The sequence below is a fragment of the Sphingomonas carotinifaciens genome (genome assembly GCF_009789535.1).
Taxonomy (GTDB): domain Bacteria; phylum Pseudomonadota; class Alphaproteobacteria; order Sphingomonadales; family Sphingomonadaceae; genus Sphingomonas; species Sphingomonas carotinifaciens.
Genome location: NZ_WSUT01000005.1, coordinates 2,728,020 through 2,752,922, shown reverse-complemented (window position 1 = coordinate 2,752,922; position 24,903 = coordinate 2,728,020). Strand labels below are relative to the sequence as shown.

Here is a 24,903-nt window from a genome sequence, read left to right as displayed (position 1 = left end):
CCGGTCTTCCAAGGAAATCCGCACATGACCATTTTCACCGAAGATCAGGCGCGCGCGATCCTGACCAAGGCCGTGTCGCTGTCCAAGGCGGACGAGTGCACCGCCCAGCTGTCCGGTTCGATCAACGGCAATATCCGCTTTGCGCGCAATGCGGTGTCGACCAGCGGCATCGTCGACGATGCCGATCTGGGCGTGACGGTCGCGTTCGGCAAGCGCGTCGGCACCGCCACGATCAACGCCTTCGACGACGCCTCGCTCGGCCGCGTGGTCGCGCGCGCCGAGGAACTGGCGCGGCTCGCCCCCGAAAACCCCGAATTCGTCCCCGCCATCGACAAGCAGGCCTATCGCGCCAGCCCGACATTCAGCGCGGCGACCGCGGACATCACCCCGGATTACCGCGCCAAGGTGGCCGGCGATTCGATCGCGGCCTGCAAGGGCGAGAAGCTGGTCGCAGCCGGCTTCCTTCAGGATGGGCAGAGCTTCACCGCCTTTGCCAATTCCAAGGGCAATTTCGGCTACCAGCGCGCCAGTGGCCTGGACTACACCTGCACGGTGCGCACCGAGAACGGCCAGGGATCGGGCTGGGTCGGCCGCAACCTTCAGGACTCGTCCGCCTTTTCCGCGGCGACGGAGGTTCGCACCGGCATGCGCAAGGCGGCCGCCTCGGTCGAGGCGCGGGCGCTGGAGCCGGGCAAATATACCGTGATCCTGGAGCCGGCGGCGGCGGCAGGGCTCATCAGCTTCATGATGAACTTCTTTGGCGCGCGCGAGGCCGATGAAGGGCGCAGCTTCCTGTCGAAAAAGGGTGGCGGCAACAAGCTGGGCGAGCAGGTCTACGACCCGCGCGTGACGATGATCGCCGATCCGTGGCATCCGGAGGCGGCGGTGATGCCGTGGGACGGCGACGGCCTGCCCCGCCAGCGTCAGGCGATCGTGCAGGACGGCAAGATCGCCTCGCTCGATTACAGCCGCTTCTGGGCGCAGAAGATGGGCAAGACCGCGGTCGGATCGCCGGGCAACCTCATCATGTCGGGCGGGACCAAGTCGACCGCCGACCTGATCCGCGGCACCGAGCGCGGCATCCTCGTCACCCGCACCTGGTACATCCGCATGGTCGATCCGCAGACGGTGCTGCTGACCGGCCTGACCCGCGACGGCACCTTCTATATCGAGAACGGGCAGATCAAATATCCGGTGAAGAATTTCCGCTTCAACGAAAGCCCGGTGATCATGCTCAACAATATCGACGAACTGGGCAAGCCGGTGCGCGTGGCGGGCGACGAATCCTCGCTGGTGATGATGATCCCGCCGATGAAGCTGCGGGACTTCACGTTCACGTCCCTGTCCGACGCAGTGTGATCGGGGAGGAAGAGTTTGTCCCTCTCCCCCATGGGGAGAGGGAAAGGGCCCGCTGCCGCAAGGCAGTGGGAAGGGTGAGGGGTAGCCAAGCAGTGCTCCGTTCATGGCAGCCCCTCATCCTCCCCACGGCTGCGCCGCGGGTCCCCTCCTTCTCCCCGGAGGGGAGAAGGCGATGCTAACCCGCCAACAATTTCTCCGCCGTTTTGTAGCGGCAGCTACCGCCGCCGTGCTCCCCCGCGCGGCGCAAGGCGCCGGCGCCTATGACTTCTGGTTCACCCGGCTGCGCTACGATTCCGGCGACTGGGACGTGGATCAGCGCATGCCGAGCAACCTGCTGACGGCGCTGGTCGACTATACCAACCTGCGCGTCGACCCGCGCGAGCGGGTGGTGGCACTCGCCGATCCCAAAATGCTGACTGCACCTTTCTGCTACATGGCGGGGCACAAGCTGGTCGACTTCTCACCCCCCGAACGGCGCAATTTCGAGCGTTATGTCCGCAATGGCGGGTTCGTGTTCGTGGATGATTGCAATCACGATATCGACGGGCTGTTCGCCACCTCGTTCGAACGACAGATGGCGGCGATCTTCGGTGCCTCCGCGATGAAGAAGCTGCCGAACAGCCACGCGCTCTATTCCAGCTTCTTCAAGTTTCCGGGGCCTCCCGCCACCGGGTTCGAGCTGAACGGATGGGGCGACGACCTCGTCCATGACTATCTGCGCGGCATCAGCATCGATGGCCGGCTGGGCGTCCTCTACAGCAACAAGGATTATGGGTGCGAATGGGACTACGATTGGCGCAACAAGCGTTTCCTGGCGGACGACAATACGAAGTTCGGTGTCAACATCGTGCTGTATGCGCTGAACAATTGAGCCTGGCATGACCGAAGGGGAGATCGAGGCGCAACTCGCCACGCTGACTACCTTACGCGCCGCGATCGGGCAGGCGATCGTCGGGCAGGCGGAGGTGGTCGAACAGCTGCTCATCGGCCTGATCGCGGGCGGGCACTGCCTGTTGGAGGGGGTGCCGGGTCTCGGCAAGACGCTGCTCGTCCGCTCATTGGGCGAGGCGCTGCATCTCGACTTCCGCCGCGTGCAGTTCACGCCGGATCTGATGCCCAGCGACATTCTCGGCACCGAATTGCTGGAAGAGGATCACGGCACCGGCAAGCGGCATTTCCGCTTCCAGCCCGGCCCCGTCTTCACCAACCTGTTGCTGGCCGACGAACTTAATCGCACGCCGCCCAAGACGCAGGCAGCGCTGCTGGAGGCGATGCAGGAACGCACCGTCAGCTATGGCGGCGTCACCCACCCGTTGCCGCAGCCCTTTTTCGTGCTGGCGACGCAGAACCCGCTGGAACAGGCGGGCACCTATCCGCTGCCCGAGGCGCAACTGGATCGGTTCCTGCTCCACATCCGCGTCGGCTATCCGAGCGAGGCGGAGGAGCGTGCGATCCTGGCGCAGACCACCGGCAGCGGCCTGCCCGCGGTGCCGCGCGTGATGGAGGGGGCGGCCGTCCTGTCGCTTCAGGCGCTAGTGCGGCAGGTGCATCTGTCGGACGGGCTGCTCGACTGGATCACGCGCATCGTGCGTGCCAGCCGGCCGGGAGACGGCGTGCCCGATGTCGTGACACGCTATGTGCGCTGGGGCGCCGGCCCGCGCGCCGGCCAGTCGCTGGTGCTGGCGGCCAAGGCGCGGGCGCTGATCCACGGCCGCCTGGCGGCGACGCGGGAGGATATCGCGGCGCTGGCCGGGCCCGTGCTGCGTCACCGGTTGCTGCTGTCCTTTGCGGCCGAGGCGGAGGGCATGGACGCCGATGCGGTCGTCGCGGGCCTGGTCGCGGGAGTGGGTGGCCCTGTCGGCTGACCTGATCCCCGCCGACGTTCGCTACCGTCTGAAGGCGCTCGGGCTCGCCACCCGGCGCGCGGTGGGCGATCGGGGGATCGGCGCGCATGCCAGCCGGTCGCGTGGCGCCGGTCTCGAATTCGCGCAATACCGCGCCTATGAGCGGGGCGACGAGCCGCGGCAGATCGACTGGAAGCTTTATGCACGCTCCGACCGGTTCTTCGTGCGCGAGGCGGAGCGGGAAAGCCCGGTGGCGCTGTGGATCATGCTCGACGCCAGCGCCTCGATGGCGGACCGCTTGCCCGCGGCGCGCGGGGTGGCGGCATGTCTGGCCGAACTGGCGCTGGCGAATGGCGACCGCTTCGGCCTGTTGGCGTTGCGGGGCGACGGCCTGCAAAGGGTGGCACCGGCATCGGGAACGCAGGCGCGGGACCGGTTGCAACGGATGCTCGCCACGTTGGAAGCCGGGGGCGGCTTGCCCGACGAAGCGATGCTGGCGCCGTTATGGGAACGGATTGGTGCGCGTGACCTGATCGTGATGCTGTCCGACTTCTTCGACGATGCCGCCGCCGCGCTCGCCACCCGATTGTCGGATGCGGGGCGGGAGGTGCTGGCGATCGAAATACTGACGCCGGCTGAGCGCGACTTCCCCTTTGTCGATGGCCATGTGTTTCGCGATCCGGAAACGGGCAGGGAGCTTGTGGGCGATGGTCCTGCGTTGCGCGACGCGTTTCTGATGCGGTTCGGGGAAGCCCGGGCGGCACTGCATGCACGCTTCACCGCTGCCGGGGTGGCCTGCGCGACGCTGTTCACCGACCAGCCGGTCGATACGCCGCTCCACGTCCTGTTCGGCCGACGGGCATGACGCCCGCGCTGCTCGCTCCGGCGGCGCTCGCCAGCCTTGCCGCGATCCTGATCCCGCTGGCCATTCACCTTGCCCGTCGGACCGAGCATCGCCTCCTCGACTTTCCCGCCCTTCGATGGCTCCACAAGACGCCGCGCCCCCGTCACCGCCCACGCTTCGACGAATGGCCGCTGCTGCTCCTGCGCTGCCTGTTGATCCTGCTGCTCGCACTGCTCCTCGCCCGCCCGGTCCTGTGGAACGCCGACGCTCCCCACCCCGTCCTCGCGGCCGTGCCGGGTGCGCGGGTCGATGGCGCGCGGGGGGTGTGGCTGGCACCCGGTTTCCCCTCGCTCGATACCGCCCCGCCGCCCCGTCAACCGGTAGCGAGCCTGTTGCGCCAGCTCGATGCCGAGTTGCCCAAGGGGGCGTCGTTGACCGTGCTGGTGCCACCGGTGATCGACGGCATGGATGCCATGCTGCCGGCGCTCTCCCGGCCGGTAACCTGGCGGATCGTTGCCGGTGTCGAACCCCCGCCGCCTCCGCCCGCCGCTGCCCCGCGGCTGGTCGTTCAGGGGGCGGGGGTGGGCACGAACGTTCTGCACGCCGTTGCGGCTGCATGGGGTGGCGGGGCGAACGCGCCTCGGGTCATCGCCGCCGTGGCGCCCGGTGCGCTGTCCTCGGCGGTACGGGACCATGTGGCGGCGGGGGGAGTCGCGCTGATCGGCCCGCGCACCGCCGTTGCGGCGACATGGGCCGATGCCGACGGCGCGATCCCCGCACAGGAGGCGCATCTGGGACGCGGCAGGCTGGTGCGCCTGACCCGCCCGCTCGATCCGGTCGCCATGCCGATGGTGCTCGACCCCGATTTCCCCATGCACCTGCGTACCCTGCTTCAACCCTTGCCCGCACCCTCCCGCGCGCCTGCCGCCGACCTCATCCCTCGCACCGGCGGCCCGACGCCCGGTCGCCCCCAGCGCGATCCGACGCCCCACCTCCTATGGACGACCGCCCTAATCTGGCTCACCGAACGTCTACTCGCGACCCGGTCGCGCCGGGCTCCATCGCCATGACGGAAGCAATGATTGAGCGGTTGGCGAGGCCGGCACGTCGTCGCGCGCGCCAGATCGTGGCGGCCCGTGCTATCCTACCGGCAGCAGTGCTGACGCTTCTTGGCTGGCGAGCCGGCGGCATGTGGCTGGCGTTGGGCTTGCTGGTTTTCACTGGCGTGATGATCGTGGCGGCTGCACTTCGCGAAGCGCGGCGCCTTGACGAGGATTGGCTCGTGGCGACGTTGGATCGCACCCATCCCGAGCTGGAGGATTCGACGGATCTGGTGTTCGCCGATGCTGAAGGCTTTAGCCCGCTTCAGCGCGTGCAGGCGGGCAGGATCGCGGTGCGTGTCGAGGCCATTCCGCCTCGCAAACTGGTCGAAGCCTGGCCTGCGCGCAAGTTGGCGACTGGCGGGATCATCGCAGTGGCACTTGCGACGATCGTTCTGGCTTGGCCTGACAGCAAGGTGCCGATGCTGGCGCCAGCGGATGAAGGGCTCGCCGCGTCACCAGGCGTGCCGCGGCTGGTCGGGCAAGCTCTGATAGTTCAGCCGCCAGCTTATACCGGTGCACCGACGCAGACGCTCGGCACGTTGGATGCGCGCGTGCCCGAGGGTAGCCGACTGGTGTGGACGTTGCGGTTTGCGCCGCAGCCTGCGGGGGCGGGGCTGGGGTTGCTGGAGGGTGGGCGGATCGGGCTGGAGCCGGGGGCGGGGGTGTGGCGTGCGTCACGGCGGGTGACGCGGTCGTTGCTGTACCGGGTGCGGCCGGAAGGGGGCAGGGGAGTACCGCCGCTGCACCGGATCGAGGTGATCGCGGACAGGCCGCCCGAGGTGCGCGCGCTGGTGCCGGGCGCGACGTTGACGATGGCGGCGGGGGGGCAGCGTGCGTGGCGGGTGATGTTCGAGGCGGTGGACGATTACGGGGTGATGCCCGGGGCGACGCTGAGGCTGGTCCTGGCGCAGGGTGAGGGGGAGAATGTCACCTTCCGCGAACGCAGCCTGACGGTGCGGGGGACCGGCGGCGGGCGGCGGATGCGGTTCGGGACGAATATCGATCTGGGGGCGGTCGGCTTCTCCGAGCCGGGCGATCTGGTGGCGCAACTGACGGTCCGGGATGCGAAGGGACAACGCGTGCAGGGGCCGAGCGTGATCCTGCGGCGTCCGCCGCCGCGCCCGGCGGACAGCGGTCTGGAGGCGATGACGCGACAGGCGCTGCCCGCCTATTTCCGCAGCCAGCGTCAGGTGATCATCGACGCCGAGGCCCTGCTCGCATCGCGGCCGCGGCTGGCCGCGGATCGCTTCGGCGCCCGGTCGAACGCGATCGGCGACGATCAGCGGTTGCTGCGGATGCGGTATGGGCAGTTTATGGGGGAGGATAGTGGCGGGGGAGCGTCCGCGGCGATGCCCACCAACGATGCCGAGGAAGGCACGCATGGGGATGAGGCGGAACATGGGCACCGGGAGGCGGCGCCGTCCGTCTTCGGCACGCTGGGCGACATCACGGCAGAGGTCGGGCACACGCATGACGAGCCGGAAGCGGCGACCCTGCTGGACCCCGATACGCGCGCGATCCTGCGGCAGGCGCTGGATGCCATGTGGCAATCCGAAGCCGCCCTGCGCCTGGGCGAGCCGAAGCGGGCGCTGCCCCATGCGTACCGCGCCTTGCGCTTCATCAAGCAGGTCCAGCAGGCGACCCGCATCTTTCTGGCGCGCACCGGGCCGCAATTGCCGCCGGTGGACGAAAGCCGGCGGCTGACGGGCAAGCGGGAGGGGATTGGGGGGCGCGGCCTGCCTGATCTGGCGGCGCGTGCGGCGGATCCGGTGCCGGGCGCGGCGTGGCGCAGATTGGAGGACGGGCGCGCGGTCGATCTGCCGGCCCTGCAGCGGTGGGTGGCGGCGAATGCGGCGCGGATCGGCGATCCGCTGGCGCTGGCGGCGGCGATCGACGGGGTGCGGGTGGAGCCGGGCTGCGCGGCGTGTCGGGCGCGGTTGCGGGCGGAGTTGTGGAAGGTGATGGCGCGACCGGCGGCGGGGGTGGTGCGGCGGGCGCGGGGCGACGCGATGGGGCGGCGGTATCTGGAGGCGCTGCGATGAGCGTCGCGCTGGCGGCCGTGCTGGCGGTCGGGGTGGTCGTGGCCTGGGTGCGGTTGTGGACCTGGCAGCGGGCCGGGGCGGCCAAGGCATCGAAGACGCGGCTGGCCATCCTGATTGCCGCGCAGCCGGTGCTGGCGATCCTGTTATACCTCGGCTTGCAGCCGCCGGTCGGGGGCGGCGGGGCGCGGCAGGTCGTGGTGGCGACGCGGGGCGCGGTGGCGGGCGCAGGCGTGGTGGCGCTGCCGGAGGCGGGAGCGGCCGAGGGAGCGAAGCGGGCGCCCGATCTGGCGACGGCGCTGCGGCGGGCAGGGGACGTGCGCAGCGTGCGGATCATCGGCAGTGGGCTGGAGCCGCGCGACCGGGAGGCGTTGGACGGGGTGGCGGTACAGTTCGATCCGCCGCGGTTGGCGCGGGGGATCGTGAGGGTGGGGGCGCCGGCGTGGGTGACGGCGGGGGACCGGTTCGAGATCGCGGTGCGGGCCGAGGCGCCGGCGGGGGTGGAGGTTCGGCTGATCGATCCGGCGGGGCGGGTGGTGGACCGGCAGACGCCGGACGCGCGTGGCGAGGCGGTGCTGTCGGGTACGGCGCGGACGGCCGGGGCGGTGCTGTTCACCGTCAAACTGGGCACCATCGACACGGTGACGGTGCCGCTGTGGACGCGTGCGCCGGCCGTGGTACGGCTGTTGATCCTGAGCGGCGCACCTGGGCCTGAAATCAAGGCATTGCGGCGCTGGGCGACGGATGCCGGGCTGGCGGTGGAGGTGCGGGCGGCGGTTGGCGGCGGCGCTACGCTCGGCGGTGCGGTGCGGGTCGAGCCGGGCGCGCTGGCCCGGACCGATATCCTCGTGCTGGACGACCGCGTCTGGACCATGCTGGGCAGCGATGGACGCCGCGTGGTGCGCGCGGCGCTGCGTGGCGGCATGGGACTGGTGCTGCGCGCGACCGGGCCGTTGCCGCCGGCAGTGCGACAGGATTGGCGGACGTTCGGGTTCGGATTGCAAGGCGACGGCGCGGACCATGTCGTTTCCCTGCCGCCGGCGGCGCCCGACGATGCCGCGCTGGCGGCGCGGCGGGGACCGGGAAGCGCCGACGTGCCGCTGGCCTTTGCCGGTGATCGCGCGGCGGTACCCGAACTGACGCGCACGGGATACGGCGTGACGGGTGCGGCGATCATGCGCGACAAGGGTGGCGCGATGCTGTCCGCATGGCGACCGGCCGGACAGGGACGGGTCGCGCTGACCCTGGTGCAGGACAGTTTCGCGCTGACGACCAGCGGGCATGGCGATCGTTATGCCGAGTGGTGGAGTGCGCTGCTGTCGGCGGTGGCACGGCCGGGCGACGGGGCGCCGCCGAGCATATCGGACCGGCCACGCGCAGGGGTGCGGGCCGTGGCATGCGGGGTGAAGGCAGGCGACCGTTTGATTACGCCAAGGGCACGGGCCCTGAAATTGCAACCGGAACGGGGCTGTGCCGCCTTCTGGCCGCGGGTGGCGGGCTGGTACCGGCTGGGCGAACGGCCGGTGCATGTCGGTGCCGCCGATGCCGATCCGGCGATGCAGGCGCGCGAGCGGCGGGACGCGACACTGCGGCTCGTTCGCGGCGACTCCGCGCTTTCGCAAGCAACGCCGTCGCATATCTGGCAAAGCCGATGGTTCTGGCTGGCGGCGTGGATGATCGCAGCGGCCGGCACATGGTGGTTCGAACGCCGCCGCAAGCAACACTGAGCAGCGTCCAAATAACCACCACAACGTGTTGTTTCAAAACGGTTTTGATAGTCGAAATTCGTCCCCTTTTAACGCAGCGTTAACTATTGAGGCGGCGTTCTGGGTGCCTGACGCGGGTGAAAGTGCCCGCGTTTCGAAGGGGATGAGGATGACGCGATCCGCGACATGTCCGGCGTTTTCGCATCGGCGCCACCGCGCCGTGTGACGATGCCGGGCGCGTATCGCCCACCACCTTTCGGGGGGAGCCGAAGAGGAGGATTTCCATGAGCATCCAGGCCAAGATCACGCCCGCCAACACGCCCGTTTCCACCGGGGCGGAGCAGACCGTCACCGGATCCGTCACCGTTCAGCCGGGCGACAATGTCGCGCTGGCGGTGAATGCGCAGGATGTCGCCAGCCTGACGCGCGATGGCGCCGACCTGGTGCTGACGCTGAAGGACGGGCAGACGGTGCGCGTCGTCAACTTCTACGCCGCAGCGGACAAGCCGAGCCACCTGTATCTGCTGGACGGAGAGCAGGAGCTGGTGCTGGCCGAACTGTCCCCCGCGGCGGCGGACGGCACGGTGGCGGCGGCCTATGTCCCGCAGGGCGTGGCCGCGGATTTTGCCAGCCTGGGTGCGGCGGGCGCAGCGGCGACCGGGGGCGGCGGTGGCCTGGGGATCGCGGGCATATTGGGTGGATTGGCGCTGGCCGGCGGCGGCATCGCCGCGCTGAGCAGCGGCGGGGATGACGACGATCGTGGCGGCAGCACGCCGCCCCCGCCGGTCGCCGACACGACGCCGCCGACCGCCGCGACGGGGTTGAGCTTCAACGCGGCCGGTACGCAGTTGACCGGGCAGGCCGAGGCGGGCGCGACGGTGCTGATCGACGTCAATGCCGATGGCACGGCGGATTTCACCGTGACGGCGGGGGCCGATGGCCGCTTTACCGCCACCCTGTCGCCGGCGGTGGCCGACGGGCGGACGGTCAGCGTGACGGTGCGCGACACGGCGGGCAATGTCGGTCCGGCGGCAACGGTCGCCTCGCCCGATACGACGCCGCCCGCCTCTGCCCAGGGGGTGACGCTGTCGCCGGACGGCACGACGGTGACCGGGACCACGGAGCCGGGCGCGACGGTGCAGATCGACATCGATGGCGACGGCATTCCCGACATCACTGGGGTCGCGGGGGCCGATGGCCGCTTCATCATCGACCTGCCGACGCCGCTGACCAATGGCGAGATGGTGATGGTCACGGTGCAGGATCCGGCCGGCAATATCGCGCCGCCGGTGATGGTCGCCGCGCCCGACGTGACCGCTCCCGAGCCGGCGACCGGGCTGGTGATCGCGGACGGCGGAAGGAGCGTGTCGGGCCAGGCGGAGCCGGATGCCATCGTGTCGGTCGACACCAATGGTGACGGCGTTGCGGACGCGACCGGCACGGCCGGACCGGACGGCACGTTCGTGATCCCGCTGGTGCCGGCGCTGACCAATGGCGAGACGGTCACGGTGACGGTGACCGATGCCGCTGGCAATGTCGGCGCGCCGGCCACGGTGGTGGCGGTCGACACGACCGCGCCGGCGGCGGTGACCGGGCTGGTGATCGCCGAGGGGGGTGCCAGCATCTCCGGCTCTGCCGAGGCGGGCGCCGCGGTGTCGGTCGATACCAATGGCGACGGGGTTGCGGATGCGACGGGTACGGCCGGTGCGGACGGGACGTTCGTGATCGCACTGGTGCCGGCGTTGACCAATGGTGAGACGGTGACGGTGACGGTAACCGATGCCGCCGGCAATGTAGGCGCCCCGGCCACGGTGGTCGCGTCCGATACGACCGCACCGGCGGCGGTGACCGGGCTGGTGATCGCCGAGGGTGGTGCCAGCATCTCCGGCTCTGCCGAGGCGGGCGCCGCGGTGTCGGTCGACACCAATGGCGACGGGGTTGCGGATGCGACGGGCACGGTCGGTGCGGATGGGACCTTCGTGATCGCACTGGTGCCGGCGTTGACCAATGGTGAGACGGTGACGGTGACGGTGACCGATGCCGCGGGCAATGTCGGCGCGCCGGCCACGGTGGTCGCGGCCGACACGACCGCGCCGGCGGCGGCGACCGGGCTGGTGATCGCCGAGGGTGGTGCCAGCATCTCCGGCTCTGCCGAGGCGGGCGCCGCGGTGTCGGTCGACACCAATGGCGACGGGGTCGCGGATGCGACGGGCACGGTCGGTGCGGACGGGACGTTCGTGATCGCACTGGTGCCGGCGCTGACCAATGGCGAGACGGTGACGGTGACGGTGACCGATGCCGCGGGCAATCTCGGCGCGCCGGCCACGGTGGTCGCGGCCGACACGACTGCCCCGGCGGCGGCGTCCGGACTGGTGATCGCGGCGGACGGGGCGAGCCTTTCGGGCGTGGCCGAGGCGGGTGCGACCGTCGGGATCGACATCGATGGCGACGGCGTCACCGATCGGACCGCCGTTGCGGCGGATGACGGCAGCTTCACCGTGCCGCTGTCGCCGGCGCTGCTCGATGCGCAGGTGGTGAGCGTGGTGGTGACCGACGCGGCGGGCAACAGCAGCGTGCCGGCAACCGTCACCGCGCCCGATACCATCGCGATCCCGCCGGCACCGACGATCGATCCGACCAACGGCACGGTGGTGACGGGCACGTCGCAGCCGGGCTATGCGATCCTGATCCTGGTGGACGAGACGGGCGCGACGATCGGCACCGCGCCGGTGCGCGCCGACGGCACGTGGAGCCTGACGCCGACAACGCCGCTGGCGGATGGCACGGTGGTACGCGCCTATGCCACCAACGGGCAGGGCGAGCGCGGGCCGGCGGCGGCGGTGGTCGTCGACGCGGTGGCGCCCGATGTGCCGACGGTGGCGGTGAGCGACGGCACGGCCTTTACGGGCACGGCCGAGGCGGGGGCGACGATCACGCTGAGCGATGCCGCCGGCACGGTGATCGGCACGACGACGGCCGGCGCGGATGGCGCCTGGGCGCTGACCCCGGCGGCGCCGGTCGGCGACGGCGTGGCGGTCAGCGTGGTGGCGCGCGATGCCTCTGGCAATGTCAGCGCGCCGGCCGGCGTGACGGTGGATGCGGCGGCGCCGGCGGTACCGGTGATCGCGCCCAGCAACGGCACGGTGCTGACCGGCACGGCCGAGATCGGCAGCACGGTGGTGGCGACCGGGCCGGACGGCACGGTGATCGGCAGCGACGTGGTCGGGGCGGACGGGCAATGGTCGGTGGTGCCGGCGGCCCCGCTGGCCGATGGGACAACGGTGCGGGTCGAGGCCCGCGACGCGGCGGGCAATGTCAGCGACGCCGGCACGGGGACGGTGGATGCGGTCGCGCCGGGTGCACCGGTGACGGTGCCGAGCAACGGCACCGTCGTGTCCGGTACCGCCGAGCCGGGAGCCACGGTGACGCTGACTACGCGTGACGGGACGGTGATCGGAACGGGAACGGCGGGTGCGGATGGCGGCTTTGCCGTCACGCCGACCGTGCCGCTGGCCGATGGGACGATCGTGCTGGTCGCGGCCAGCGATGCGGCCGGCAATGCCGGGCCGGCAAGCGCGGTGCGCGTCGATGCGGCGGCCCCGGTCGCGCCGGTGCTCGACCCGACGAACGGCACGGCGATCACCGGCACCGCGGAGGCGGGTGCCACGGTCAGCGTGACCGATGGCACGGGCGCTTCGCTGGGCCAGGTGGTGGCGGGCGCCGATGGCAGCTTCGCGATCACGCCGGCCGCGCCGATCGGCGACGGCGCGGTGCTGACGGTCGTGGCGACCGATGCCGCGGGCAATGCCGGGCCGGCCGCGGTGGTGACGGTGGATGCGGTGCCGCCGGCGGTGCCGGTACTGGAGCCGAGCAACGGCGCCGTGCTGAGCGGTACCGCCGAGCCGGGCAGCAGCGTGACGCTGAGCGCCGGCGGGGTGGCGCTGGGCCAAGTCACAACCGATGACGATGGCAATTTCCAGCTGGTGGTGACGCCCCCGGTCGCGGACGACGCGGTGGTGACCGTGGTCGCCACCGATGCGGCGGGCAATGCCAGCCAGCCGGCCACGCTGGTGATCGACGCCAGCCTGCCCTCCACGCCGGTGATCGCGCCGACGAACGGCACGGTGATCGCCGGTACGGCGGATGCGGGCACCACGGTGACGGTGACCGATGCGGCGGGCGCGACGATCGGCAGCGCGGTGGTGGATGCCAGCGGCACGTGGAGCGTGACGCCGGCGGCACCGCTGGGCGACGGCACGGGCCTCAGCGCGGTGGCGACGAACGGCGTGGGCAGCGTCAGCGGCATCGGCCGGGCGACGGTGGACGCGGTGGCGCCGGGTGCGCCGGTGCTGGCGCCGAGCGACGGCACGGCGGTGGCCGGGCTGGCCGAGGCGGGCGCGGCGATCAGCGTGCGTGACGCGGCCGGTGTCGAGATCGGCACCGGCGTGGCGGATGGCACGGGAGCCTTCAGCGTGACGCTGGCGGCGCCGCTGGCGGATGGCGCGGCCGTTGTCGTGGTGGCGACGGATGCTGCGGGCAATGCCAGTGCGCCGGGCAGCGTGACGGTGGATGCCGTGGCGCCGGGCGTGCCGGTGATCGATGCCGGCAACGGTGTGGTCGTGACCGGCAGTGCCGAGGCGGGTGCGCGGGTGACGCTGACCGATGCGGCCGGCACGGTGCTGGGCAGCGCGGTGGTGCAGGCCGATGGCCGGTGGCAGATCGCGCCGGGGGTGCCGCTGGGTGACGGCGCGGTGGTGAATGCGGTGGCGACCGATGCGTCCGGCAATGCGAGCGCGCCGGCGACGGCGGTGATCGATGCGGTGGCACCGGGCGCGGCGGTGATCGCCCAGAGCAATGCAGCGGGAGTCGCGGGAACGGCCGAGGCGGGCGCCACGGTGGTGGTGAGCGCGGGTGGCGCGGTGATCGGGCAGACGGTGGCGGCGGCCGATGGGTCGTGGTCGGTGGCAGCGACGCTGGGCGATGGCACGGTGGTGCGCGCGGTGGCGATCGATGCGGCGGGCAATCGCAGCACGCCGGCGGCCGCGACGGTCGACGCGGTGGCGCCGGGCGTGACGATCGCGCCGAGTGCGGGCGTGACCTTTGCCGGGGTGACCGAGGCGGGGGCCAGCGTGACGGTGACCGCGGCGGGCGGCGCGGTGCTGGGCACGGTGACTGCGGGTGCGGATGGTCGCTGGGTGTTGAGCGCGGGCGCGGCGGTGGCGGACGGCACGGCGGTGAGCGCGGTGGCGATCGATGCGGCGGGCAATGCGAGCGCGCCAGCGTCGACGGTGGTGGACGCGGTGGCGCCGGGTGCCCCGGTGATCGCGCCGAGCACGGGTGCGGTGCTGACCGGCACCGCCGAGCCGGGATCGCTGGTCACGGTGCTGAGTGCGGCGGGTGCCACGATCGGCACGGTGCAGGCCGGCGCCGATGGCCGCTGGCGGATCGTGCCGGGTACGCCGGTGGCGGACGGCACGGTGCTGAGTGCGACCGCCACCGATGCCGCGGGCAATGTCAGCGCGGCCGGGCAGGGCATCGTCGATGCGACCGTGCCGGTCACGCCGGTGATCGACCCGAGCGCGGGTGCGATCGTCACCGGCACTGCGGAGGCCGGCACCACGCTGGTGCTGACCGACGGCGCCACCGGTGCGGTGATCGGCAGTGTCGTGGTGGGCGCCGATGGCCGGTGGAGCATCACGCCGGGCACGACGCTGGCCAACGGTACGCCGCTGGCGGCGGTGTCGACCGATGCGGCGGGCAATCCCAGCGTCGCAGGCGTGACCATCGTCGACTCGGTGGCGCCCGATGCGCCGGTGGTCGCCCCCAGCAACGGCAGCGTGCTGGCAGGCACGGCCGAGGCGGGCGCGACGATCACGATCAGCGACGCGAACGGCGTCATCGCGACCACGGTCGCCGATGCCGGCGGCGCCTGGGCGGTGACGCCGGGGGTGGTCCCGGGCGACGGCACCGCGCTGTCGGTCACGGCGCGCGACGCGGCGGGCAATGTCAGCACACCGACCACCATCGTCATCGACGCGGTCGCGCCGGCCGCGCCGGTGATCGATCCCTCCAACGGACAGACGATCGCCGGCAGCGCCGAGGTCGGCGCGACGGTCGCGGTGACCGATGCCGCGGGTAACCCGATCGGCAGCGCTGTGGTGGGCGCCGACGGGCGCTGGGTGGTGACGCCGGGCGCGCCGCTACCCGATGGCACGGGCATCGTGGCGACCGTCAGCGACGCGGCGGGCAACACCAGCGGCCCGGCGGGCGTGACGGTGGATGCCATCGCCCCTGCGGTGCCGGCGGTGAACCCGAGCAACGGCGCGATCCTGACGGGCACCGCCGAGCCGCTGTCGAGCGTCGTCCTGACCGATGGCGCGGGCGGCGCGATCGGAACAGCGACCGTCGATGCCGACGGCAACTGGCAGTTCGGCCCGATCCCGGCGCTGGCGGACGGCACCCAGGTGCGCGCGGTCGCGGTCGACGCGGCCGGCAATAGCAGCGGGGCGGCGACGGTGACGGTCGACGCGGTCGCACCGAACGTGCCCACGGTGGTGGCGGGCAACGGCACGCTGCTGACCGGTACGGGCGAACTGGGCGCGACGATCACGCTGAGCGAGCAGGGCGGGGCCCCGATCGGAACCACGGTCGTGGGGGCGGACGGAAGCTGGTCGTTCCGGCCCACCACGCCGCTGGTCGATGGCACGGTGGTCAATGCCGTCGCCAGCGATGCGGCGGGCAATGCCAGCGGGCCGGCGCGTTCGGTGGTGGATGCGGTGGCGCCGCCGCTACCCGATATCGATCCGAGCCGCGGCGTGGCGATCACCGGCACGGCAGAGGCCGGCGCGACGGTGGAATTGCGCGACGCGAACGGTGCGCTGATCGACCGGGTGACGGTGGACGGCAACGGCAACTGGACGTCGACGCCGGCAACGCCGCTTCCCGACGGGCAGGTGGTGCGCGCGGTGGCGATCGATGCCGCTGGCAACACCAGCGACGTCGCCAGCGTGACGATCGACGCCGTGGCGCCGCCGGCACCGGTGATCGACCCGACGCGCGGCACGATCGTGACGGGACGTGGCGAGCCGGGTACGGTGGTCACCGTCGTGGACGGCAGCGGTACGCCGGTCGGCACCGCGACTGTGCAGGCGGACGGATCATGGGCCCTGGCGCCGGCCGCGACACTGGCCAATGGCACGACGCTGAGCGCGACGGCGCGGGATATCGCGGGCAATGTCAGTGATGCCGGCCTGGGCGTGGTCGATCAGATCGCACCCGACGCGCCGATCATTGCAGCGACCAACGGCGTCAGCGTGACCGGAACGGCAGAGGTGGGTGCGCTGGTGTCGCTGACCGATGCGCAAGGACAGCCGATCGGCACGCCGGTGACGGCGGGCATCGATGGCCGCTGGACGGTGACGCCAGCCCAGCCGCTGGCCGATGGCACGGTGGTGGTGGCCCGCGCGACCGATGCGGCGGGCAATGTCAGCGGGCCGGCGGGCGTGCTGGTCGATGCCCTGCCGCCGGCGACGCCGACCATCGATCCGAGCAACGCGACCACCATCCGTGGCAGCGGCGAGATCGGATCGATCGTGACCGTCACCGCCGGTGGCGTGCCGGTCGGTACGGCGACGGTGGGCGCGGATGGCCGCTGGACGCTGACCGCGACCACGTCGCTGGCCGACCTGACCACGATCGAAGCAAGCGCGCGTGACGCGGTCGGCAATGTCAGCGGTATCGCGACCGGCGTGATCGATGCCGCCGCGCCGTCAGCGCCGAGCGTCAATCCGAGCAACGGCACCGTGGTGTCCGGCATCGCGGAGGCGGGTGCCACCGTCACCATCACGCTGGGCGGTGTGCCGGTGGCGACGGCGGTCGCCGATGCCAATGGCGCCTACAGCGCGCGGCCGACGACGCCGATCGGCAACGGCCTGGCGGTCGCGGTGACCGCGACCGATGCGGCGGGCAATGTCAGCGGCCCCGGCAGCGTGACGATCGACGCATCGTTGCCGGCGACGCCGACGATCGCGCCGACCAATGGCGTGACCATCACCGGCACCGCCGACGCTGGCACGCTGGTGACGGTAAGCGCGAACGGGACCGTGCTGGGCACGGTGCAGACCGATGCTACGGGCGTGTGGACGCTGCCCAACGGCACGCCGCTGCCCGATGGCACCTCGCTGAGCGCGGTGGCCACTAATGCGGCCAACACGCCGAGCGGTACGGGCCTGGGCATCGTCGATGCACTGGCGCCGGCCGTGCCGGACATCGCCCCGAGCAATGGCACCATCCTGTCCGGCACGACCGAGGCGGGGGCGCTGGTGACGCTGACCGTGGGTGGTGTGCCGCTGGGCACCACGACCGCCGGAGCCGATGGTCGCTGGCAGTTCACGCCGGGTACGGCGCCGGCGAACGGTGCGGTGGTGTCCGTCACCGCGACCGATGCGGCCGGCAATACCGGCGCGGCGGCGAGCGTGACGATCGATGCCCTGCCGCCCGGCGTGCCGACGATCCGGCCGAGCAACGGCACGGCCTTGATCGGGACCGCCGAGGCGGGATCGACGGTGACGCTGACGGCGGGCGGTGCGCCCCTTGCCACCGTCGTGGCCGACGGCGCCGGCAACTGGCGGTTCGTGCCGGGCACCGCACTGGCCAATGGCGTCGCGGTCACCGCACAGGCGCAGGATGCGGCGGGCAATATCGGCCCCGTCGCCACCGCGCTGGTCGACAGCGTGGCGCCGGCAGTCCCGACCGGGCTGGCGATTTCGGCAGGCGGTACCGTGCTGACCGGCCTCGCCGAGCCGGGTGCACAAGTGCAGGTGACCGTGCGCGGATCGACCATGCCGATCATCGCCCCGGTGGCGGCAGACGGCACGTTCAGCGTGACGCTGCCGGTGCCGCTGGTCGACGGTCAGTTGGTGAGCGTGGTGGCGATCGATGCCGCGCAGAATGTCGGCAACCCCGCAACCGTCATCGCGCCCGATCTGGGCGTGCCGGTGGTGAGCGTGATCGAGGCGGCCGACGGCTTCGTCAACAATGTCGAAGCGCGCAGCGGCGGCGGCATCCAGGTGGCGGTGGGGCTGACCCCCGGCGCGACCGCGGGTGACACGGTGCTGGTCACCCTGACCTCGCAGAACGGCTATGTCGTACAGACGACCGCGACGCTGACCGCCGCGGACGTGGCGGCACGATCGGTGGGCGTGACGGTGCCGGTGATCGGCAACGCAGCGGACGGCCCGGCGCAGGTCACCGCGCAGATCGACGGTGGGCTGGTGTCGCCACCGGCGACGTTCGTGATCGACACGATCGCGCCGCAGACGCCGGTGCTGTCGCTGGTCGGCAACCTGCTGAGCGTATCGGGCGAGCCCAATTCGATCGTGACCGTCGACGTGTCTGCGCTGGGCACGACGGCGACCGCAACGGTGCAGCTCGACAATCGCGGCCTGGGGTCGCTGGACCTGATCGGCGGCCTGAACGTCGGCCTGTCGCTGGCGGATTTGCTGGACGCGTCGGTCAGTGCACGCGCCACCGACCGGGCGGGCAATGTCAGCAACGTCGCCGCACTGGGGCTGGAAGACGCGCTGACCGGCGACCTGCTGACGGTGAGTGGCATCCGCCTGAACACGTCGCTGATCCCGCTGTCCATCGGCCTGGTCGCGCAGACCGAGCCGGGGACGACCGTCCGGCTGGAGGTGGTGACGCCGGCGGCGACGGTGCGGCTGGCGCCGCCGGTCGATGCGAACGGCAATTTCGGGTTGAACCTGCTCGACCTGAACCTGCTGGGGCAATTGGGGCTGAGCGTCTTCGGATTGCTGAACCTGGGTGCCGGCCTGTCGGTCAACATCATCGCCACCGATCAGTTCGGCAACGACAGTGCGCGCTACGGCGTGTCGCTGCTGGGCAACGGATCGCTGCTTAGCCTGGGTGAGATCTCGGTAAACGGGACGGACGGGTCCGACGTGCTGACCGGCGTGACGGGCACCAGCGAGGTCTTCTACGGTGGTGCCGGGGCGGACCTGATCCTGGGCGTTCACAGCGGCGATGCGGTGTTCGCCGGGGCGGGTGACGATTCGATCCAGCTCACCGCTACCAACTTCCGCTCGGTGGATGGGGGGGCCGGGTTCGACACGCTGTTGCTGAGCAATGGCATCGACCTGGACTATGGGCCAGGAACGTCGGGCACGATCGCCAATATCGAGCGGATCGACCTGGGCCACGGCGACGGATCCAGCGTGCTGACGCTGACCGCGGCCGAGGTGAACGCGGTGACCAGCACCGGCAACACCCTGCAGATCACCGGCGATGCCGAGGATCGGCTGGTGGTGCGCGGGGCGACGGATACGGGCACCGACGTGACGATCCAGGGGACGGTGTACGACGTCTACAGCTTCAACGGCACGACACTGCATGTCGAACAGAACACCGTCACCGTCGTTGTGTAAGCGCCTTGGATGGGCAGCCGCCATGCTGCCCATCCTGTTGTCGCCGCTCTGGATCATGCCTGCCGAGGCCCGCACGCTGGCGGAGGCGGTGCGCATGGGACTGGCGATCAGCCCGGAGGTCAAGGCTGCGCGGGCCAGCGAGGCGGCGGCCGAAACCGATGTGCGGATCGCCAAAAGCGGCTATCTGCCCTCGGTATCGGTATCCGGCGGGCCGCAATCGTTCGACCTGGACGGGCTGGGCTATGAAGTGACGGCCGCGCAGGCGCTGCACGACTGGGGCCGGGTGCGCAGCAGCGTCGACCGGGCCAAGGCGCAGCAGGGCCGGCTGGGCGAGCAGGCGCTGGTGCGGCGCGACGAGATCGCGCTGGATATCGCCGAAGCGTACTGCGACATCCTGGTCACCGAGCGGCAGGTCGCCAATGTCGAGGCGTTCATCGCGGCCCTGAGCGGCATCGAGGCGATGACGGCGGCGCGGTTCGAGGGGCATTTCGCCGACCGGTCGGAGCCGGAACGGGTGCGGCTGGAACTGGCACGGGCGCGAGAGCAACTGGCGATCGAGCAGGGAACGCTGGTCGATGCGCGCAACCGGTATCGCCTGCTGGTGGGCGAGGAGGCGGCCGATCTGGCCGAGCCGCGGCCGATGGCCTTTACCGAGCATATCGCGGCCAAGGACCTGGGCGAGTTGATCGCGGATTCGCCGCTTTATCGCAGCGCGGTGGCGGATACGCGTACCGCGGAGGCGGACCTGCGCGGGGCAAAGGCGCAGCTCCTGCCGCAGATCAATGCCGAGGCGACGACGCTGCGCCGGCCGATCGGCGGCATCGCGCGGTCCGACACGATCGTCGGCATCCGTTTCCGCATGTCGACGATGCAGGGCTTTTCCGCCTTCCTGCGTCCGCAGGGCGAGGCGCAGCGGGTGCAGGCGGCGATCCTGAACCAGGGGGCGGTGGACCGGCAGCAGCGCCGCGAGGTGCGCACCCTGATCGACAATGCCGCGATGATGGCGGCGCGCGAACAGGCGTTGCAGACGCAAGTGGGAACGGCGGACGCGGTGGGTCAGACCTATCTCGACCAGTTCACCGTCGGGCGCCGCGACCTGATCGACATCCTCAACACGCGGCGCGAGCAGTTCGAGGCGCAGCGGCAACTGACCAACATCCATATCGACCGGCTGCGCGTGCAATTTCGCGCCGCGGCCCGGCTGGGCTTGATCGGGCCGTTGATCGAAGGGGGGCTATCCTGATGGCGACCGCACTTTCGCTGGTGCCGGACGTGCCGCCGGCGCCGCCGGTCGATCCGCTGCGCGAGGGGCTGGTGCTGCTCGCGCAATTGCTGGGCCGGCCGACCAGCGTGGCGGAACTGGGCGACGGCCTGCCGCTGAAGGACGGGCGGCTGCCGATCGCGATGGCGCCGCGTGCGCTGCGCCGGGTCGATGTCGCGGGCAGGGTGGCGGACTTCCGGCTGGCCGATCTGGATGCGATGCTGCTGCCCGCGCTCCTGGTGCTGACCGGCGGCGAGACGGTGGTGGCGACCGGGCTCGGCGACGGCACGATCGACCTGGTGTCGCCCGCCACCGGTGGCGGCGCGCAGACGCTGGCGATCGCCGAGGTGCAGGCGCGGTATTCGGGCACCGCCGTGTTCGCCAAGCCGCGGTACCGGCCGGACGGACGCGCGCTGCGGCATCATGCGGCCGTGGGCGAACACTGGTTCTTCGGGACGCTGAAGCGGTTGCGGCGCGATTATGCAGAGGTGGCGCTGGCGGCGATGACCGCGAACCTGCTGGCGATCGGGTCGGCGCTGTTCGCGATGCAGGTCTATGACCGGGTGGTGCCCAATGCGGCGTTCGATACGCTGTGGATCCTGGCGAGCGGCGTCGGCCTTGCGATCGTGCTGGAAAGCCTGCTCCGGGTGATGCGCGCGCACCTGCTCGATACGATGGGCAAGCGGCTGGACCTGAAGCTGTCGTCGCAGCTTTTCGCGCGGGTGCTGGACACGCGGCTGGCCGCCAAGCCGCCGTCGCTGGGGGCGTTCAGCACGCAGATTCGCGAGTTCGAGAGCGTGCGCGAATTCTTCACCTCGACCAGCGCGGCGATCATCAGCGACCTGCCGTTCGTGTTGATCTTCCTGGGGCTGATCGCGCTGATCGGCGGGCCGATCGTGTGGGTGCCGGTGGCGGCGGTGGTGTTGATCCTGTTGCCGGGGCTGGCGACGCAGAAGCGGTTGGGGGACCTGTCGCGGCGGAACTTGCGGGAAGGGGCGGTCAAGAACGCCATCCTGCTGGAATCGATCGAGCATCTGGAGACGGTGAAGGCGGGGCGTGGCGAGGGGCGGGCGCTCCACCAATGGGAGACGCTGACCGCGGAACTGGCGGGGAGTTCGGCGCGGACGAGCCTGTTGGCGACCGGACTCGCGTACAGTGCGTCGATGGTGCAGCAGCTCGGCTATGTCGGGGTGGTCGTGTTCGGGGTGTACCGGATCAGTACCGGCGAGATGTCAATGGGCGCGCTGGTCGCCTGTTCGATCCTGGCGTCGCGCGGCATCGCGCCGATGTCGCAGGCCGCCGGCATGCTGGGACGGTGGCAGCATATCCGGGTGGCGATGGAGGGTCTGGACCAGTTGATGGCGGCCCCCGCCGAGCGGCCCACGGCCAAGGTGTTCGTCGCGCACGAGCGCACCGAGGGCGCGTACCGGCTGGAGGAGGTGCGCCTGCAGCATGGCGACGGGCCGCTGGTGGTCGATGTCGCCGCGCTGAGCATCGGAGCGGGCGAGCGCGTCGCACTGCTGGGTGGCAACGGCGCGGGCAAGTCATCGCTGCTGCGGTTGTTGTCGGGGTTCGGCGATGCCAGTGGCGGCCGCATCCTGCTGGACGAGGTGGCGATCGGCGCGATCGATCCGGGCGACCGGCGGCGGGCGATCGGATATCTGCCGCAGGACGTGGCACTGCTGCACGGAACGCTTCGCGACAACCTCAACCTTGGTGGGTTGGCGGTGAGCGATGCGGAGATGTTCGAGGCGCTGGACGCGGTGGGGCTGGGGCCGTTCGTGCGTTCGCACCCGCGTGGACTGGACATGGCGATCCAGAGCAGTGCGAGCTTTTCGGGGGGGCAGCGGCAAGCGGTGGGGCTGGCGCGCGTTCTGTTGCAGGATCCACGGGTGGTGCTGCTCGACGAGCCGACCGCGTTCTTCGACCAGGCGAATGAAATGCAGATAATCCAGTATCTTCAGCATTGGCTGGGCAACCGGACCCTGGTGGTCACGACGCACAAGCGCAGCGTGCTGGATCTGGTGGCCCGCGCCGTGGTGCTGCGCCAGGGCAAGGTGGTGATGGACGGTCCGGTGGCCGGGCTGGTGTCGAAGGAGGGGACGGTTCGTGCTTAGCCTGACGCCCGCCGAGCGGATGCGGCGCGAACTGGCCGACCCGCTGTTGACCGATGTGCACCCGCGGTCGCGCATGATGCTGTGGACGGTGATCGCCTGCGTGGCGATCTTCGTCGGCTGGGCGACCTGGGCGCAACTGGATGTGGTCACGCGCGGCGACGGGCGCGTGGTACCCTATAGCCGCATCCAGAAGATCCAGAGCCTTGAGGGCGGCATTCTGGGCGAATTGCTGGTCAAGGAGGGCGATCTGGTCCGCGCCGGCCAGCCGCTTGTCCGGCTGGACCCGACCCGGTTCGAGACATCGTTCGCCGAGTCCTCGAACCAGGCGGCGGGTTTGCGCGCATCGATCGCGCGGCTGGAGGCGGAGGTGTTGGGGCGCGGCACGGTGGCGTTTCCGACTGGAATCGAACCATCCATACAGCGGTCCGAGATGGCGCTGTTCCAGTCGCGGCGCGAGAAGCTGCGCGAAAGCGTCGCCTCGATCGGCAAGCAGATCGGCATCGCGCAGAACCAGTTGGCGCTGATCCGGCCGCTCGTCGCCAGGCAGGTGGTGAGCGAGATGGAGGCGCTGAAGCTGGGGCAGGAGATCGCGACGCTGAACGGCAAGCTGATCGAGGTGAAAAGCAGCTATGCGCAGGAAGCCTACACCGAATTGTCGCAAAGAAAGGCCGAGCTGAGCCCGCTGGAGCCGATCGTGGCACAGCGGCAGGACCAGTTGCGCCGGACGCAGATCCTGTCGCCGGTGACGGGCCGGGTGAACAAGATCCTGATCACCACGCGCGGCGGCGTGATCCAGCCGGCCGAGCCGATCATGGAGGTGGTGCCGATCGAGGACCGGTTGCTGGTGGAGGCCAAGGTGAAGCCGCGCGACGTGGCGTTCCTGGTGCCGGGCATGTCGGCCAAGGTGAAGCTGACCGCATATGACTATACCATCTACGGCGATCTGGCCGGCAAGGTGGAACAGATCAGCGCCGATACGATCGAGGAAGACACGCCGCACGGCAAGGAGCCCTATTACAAGGTGCTGATCCGCACGGACGGCAGCCAGTTGCGGCGGGGCAGCGAGGTGTTGCCGATCATTCCCGGCATGGTGGCGGAGGTGGATATCCTGAGCGGCAAGCGCAGCGTGCTGAACTACCTGCTGCGCCCCTTGTTGAAGGCGCGGCTGGTGTAGCTATGCTGGGGGCATGACCCAACGCCCCCTCGTGCTGCTGCTCGCCGATCCGGAGTCCACCGTGGGCCGGATGGTATCCGACCGTTTCGACGTGGTGCGGGAGCCCCAAGCCGATGTGCGGGCGGTGGTGGGAACGGGCATGAGCCGCATCCCCGCTGCGTTGATCGAGGCCCTGCCGAAGCTTGGGCTGATCGCGATCAACGGCGTGGGCTATGACGGGGTCGATCTGGGCGCGGCGCGGACGCGCGGCGTTGCGGTGACGACGACGCCCGACGTACTGACCGACGATGTCGCGGATCAGGCGATCGCGCTGATGCTGGCGGCGCAGCGGCGGATCGCCGCGAACGACCGGGCGGTGCGGGACGGGCGGTGGTCGGTGCCGCTGGCCCGGCGGGCAAGCGGGCGAACCGTGGGCATCTTCGGGCTGGGGCGGATCGGACGGGCCATTGCGGCGCGCGCCGCGCCATTTGGCGGCAAGGTGATCTATGCCAGCCGGCGGGTGCATGACGACGTGCCGTGGCGGCATGTGGCGGATATCGCGGCGCTGGCGACGGCGAGCGACGTGCTGATCCTGGCGGCGGCGGCGACGGGCGAAACCGAACGGGTGGTGGATGCCGGCGTGCTGCGTGCGCTGGGCAGCGGCGGCGTGCTGGTGAATGTAGCGCGCGGGTCGCTGGTGGATGAGGCGGCGCTGGTCGATGCGCTGCGTGACGGCACGATTGCGGGGGCGGGGCTGGACGTGTTCGCCGAAGAACCGCACGTGCCCGAGGCATTGCTCGGGATGGATCAGGTGGTGCTGGCACCGCATCAGGCAAGCGCGACGGTGGAAACGCGGGCCGCGATGGCGGGGCTGGTGGTGGATAATCTCGAAGCGTTCTTTGCGGGGCGGCCGCTGGTGACGCCGTTGGTGTGAGTTCCGCTCAAATCACCCACACCCTTCCGGCGCTTTGCGCCTCCCTTCCTTTCCCAATGGGAGAGGGAGGGGGCCCGCCCGATGCAATCTGGAGGGAAGGG

General features: G+C 70.9%; 12 protein-coding genes. All 12 read left to right on the top strand.

The window, feature by feature from the left end; all coding sequences use genetic code 11:
• Positions 1-24 precede the first annotated feature (24 nt).
• The 12 genes from GQR91_RS14805 (at position 25) to GQR91_RS14750 (ending at position 24,802) form a co-directional block, all read left to right on the top strand.
• Positions 25-1,359: a TldD/PmbA family protein gene (locus GQR91_RS14805; protein WP_149683239.1), complete on the top strand. Its 1,335-nt coding sequence runs from the start codon at positions 25-27 to the stop codon at positions 1,357-1,359.
• A gap of 172 nt (positions 1,360-1,531) precedes the next feature.
• Complete coding sequence (locus GQR91_RS14800) at positions 1,532-2,230, top strand: DUF4159 domain-containing protein (RefSeq protein WP_149683238.1); 699 nt, start codon at positions 1,532-1,534, stop codon at positions 2,228-2,230.
• A gap of 7 nt (positions 2,231-2,237) precedes the next feature.
• Entirely contained in the window at positions 2,238-3,224 is a 987-nt protein-coding gene (locus tag GQR91_RS14795) for an AAA family ATPase (protein WP_149683237.1), read from the top strand.
• Positions 3,208-4,068: a DUF58 domain-containing protein gene (locus GQR91_RS14790; RefSeq protein WP_235904139.1), complete on the top strand. Its 861-nt coding sequence runs from the start codon at positions 3,208-3,210 to the stop codon at positions 4,066-4,068. Before GQR91_RS14795 ends, GQR91_RS14790 begins: the two co-directional genes overlap by 17 nt.
• Entirely contained in the window at positions 4,065-5,117 is a 1,053-nt protein-coding gene (locus GQR91_RS14785) for a BatA domain-containing protein (RefSeq protein ID WP_149683235.1), read from the top strand. The genes GQR91_RS14790 and GQR91_RS14785 overlap by 4 nt, the downstream gene beginning before the upstream one ends.
• A 137-nt stretch (positions 5,118-5,254) precedes the next feature.
• On the top strand, positions 5,255-7,192 hold the full coding sequence (locus GQR91_RS14780; RefSeq protein ID WP_149683234.1) for a DUF4175 family protein: 1,938 nt from the start codon (positions 5,255-5,257) through the stop codon (positions 7,190-7,192).
• Positions 7,189-8,916, top strand: a complete 1,728-nt coding sequence (locus tag GQR91_RS14775; protein ID WP_149683233.1) for a carboxypeptidase regulatory-like domain-containing protein — start codon at positions 7,189-7,191, stop codon at positions 8,914-8,916. Before GQR91_RS14780 ends, GQR91_RS14775 begins: the two co-directional genes overlap by 4 nt.
• 263 nt (positions 8,917-9,179) lie before the next feature.
• Entirely contained in the window at positions 9,180-19,337 is a 10,158-nt protein-coding gene (locus GQR91_RS14770; RefSeq protein ID WP_164727761.1) for an Ig-like domain-containing protein, read from the top strand.
• 22 nt (positions 19,338-19,359) lie between these two features.
• Positions 19,360-20,580 (top strand): TolC family protein, encoded by a 1,221-nt coding sequence (locus GQR91_RS14765; RefSeq protein WP_205411618.1) that lies wholly within the window; start codon positions 19,360-19,362, stop codon positions 20,578-20,580.
• Positions 20,580-22,715, top strand: coding sequence for a type I secretion system permease/ATPase (locus GQR91_RS14760; protein ID WP_149683232.1), 2,136 nt, complete (start codon positions 20,580-20,582; stop codon positions 22,713-22,715). Before GQR91_RS14765 ends, GQR91_RS14760 begins: the two co-directional genes overlap by 1 nt.
• The gene (locus tag GQR91_RS14755; RefSeq protein WP_235904138.1) at positions 22,708-23,889 is read left to right on the top strand and encodes a beta-barrel domain-containing protein; all 1,182 of its coding nucleotides are present in this window, start codon (positions 22,708-22,710) and stop codon (positions 23,887-23,889) included. The genes GQR91_RS14760 and GQR91_RS14755 overlap by 8 nt, the downstream gene beginning before the upstream one ends.
• Before the next feature lie 13 nt (positions 23,890-23,902).
• Entirely contained in the window at positions 23,903-24,802 is a 900-nt protein-coding gene (locus GQR91_RS14750; RefSeq protein ID WP_149683231.1) for a 2-hydroxyacid dehydrogenase, read from the top strand.
• The last annotated feature ends 101 nt before the right edge of the window (positions 24,803-24,903 follow it).

Bases quoted from the DNA above. Each gene is read 5' to 3' on its own strand.
- GQR91_RS14785 (WP_149683235.1), top strand. From the start codon at position 4,065: ATGACGCCCGCGCTGCTCGCTCCGGCGGCGCTCGCCAGCCTTGCCGCG.
- GQR91_RS14760 (WP_149683232.1), top strand. From the start codon at position 20,580: ATGGCGACCGCACTTTCGCTGGTGCCGGACGTGCCGCCGGCGCCGCCG.
- GQR91_RS14765 (WP_205411618.1), top strand. From the start codon at position 19,360: ATGCTGCCCATCCTGTTGTCGCCGCTCTGGATCATGCCTGCCGAGGCC.
- GQR91_RS14770 (WP_164727761.1), top strand. From the start codon at position 9,180: ATGAGCATCCAGGCCAAGATCACGCCCGCCAACACGCCCGTTTCCACC.
- GQR91_RS14805 (WP_149683239.1), top strand. From the start codon at position 25: ATGACCATTTTCACCGAAGATCAGGCGCGCGCGATCCTGACCAAGGCC.
- GQR91_RS14795 (WP_149683237.1), top strand. From the start codon at position 2,238: ATGACCGAAGGGGAGATCGAGGCGCAACTCGCCACGCTGACTACCTTA.
- GQR91_RS14800 (WP_149683238.1), top strand. From the start codon at position 1,532: ATGCTAACCCGCCAACAATTTCTCCGCCGTTTTGTAGCGGCAGCTACC.
- GQR91_RS14775 (WP_149683233.1), top strand. From the start codon at position 7,189: ATGAGCGTCGCGCTGGCGGCCGTGCTGGCGGTCGGGGTGGTCGTGGCC.
- GQR91_RS14750 (WP_149683231.1), top strand. From the start codon at position 23,903: ATGACCCAACGCCCCCTCGTGCTGCTGCTCGCCGATCCGGAGTCCACC.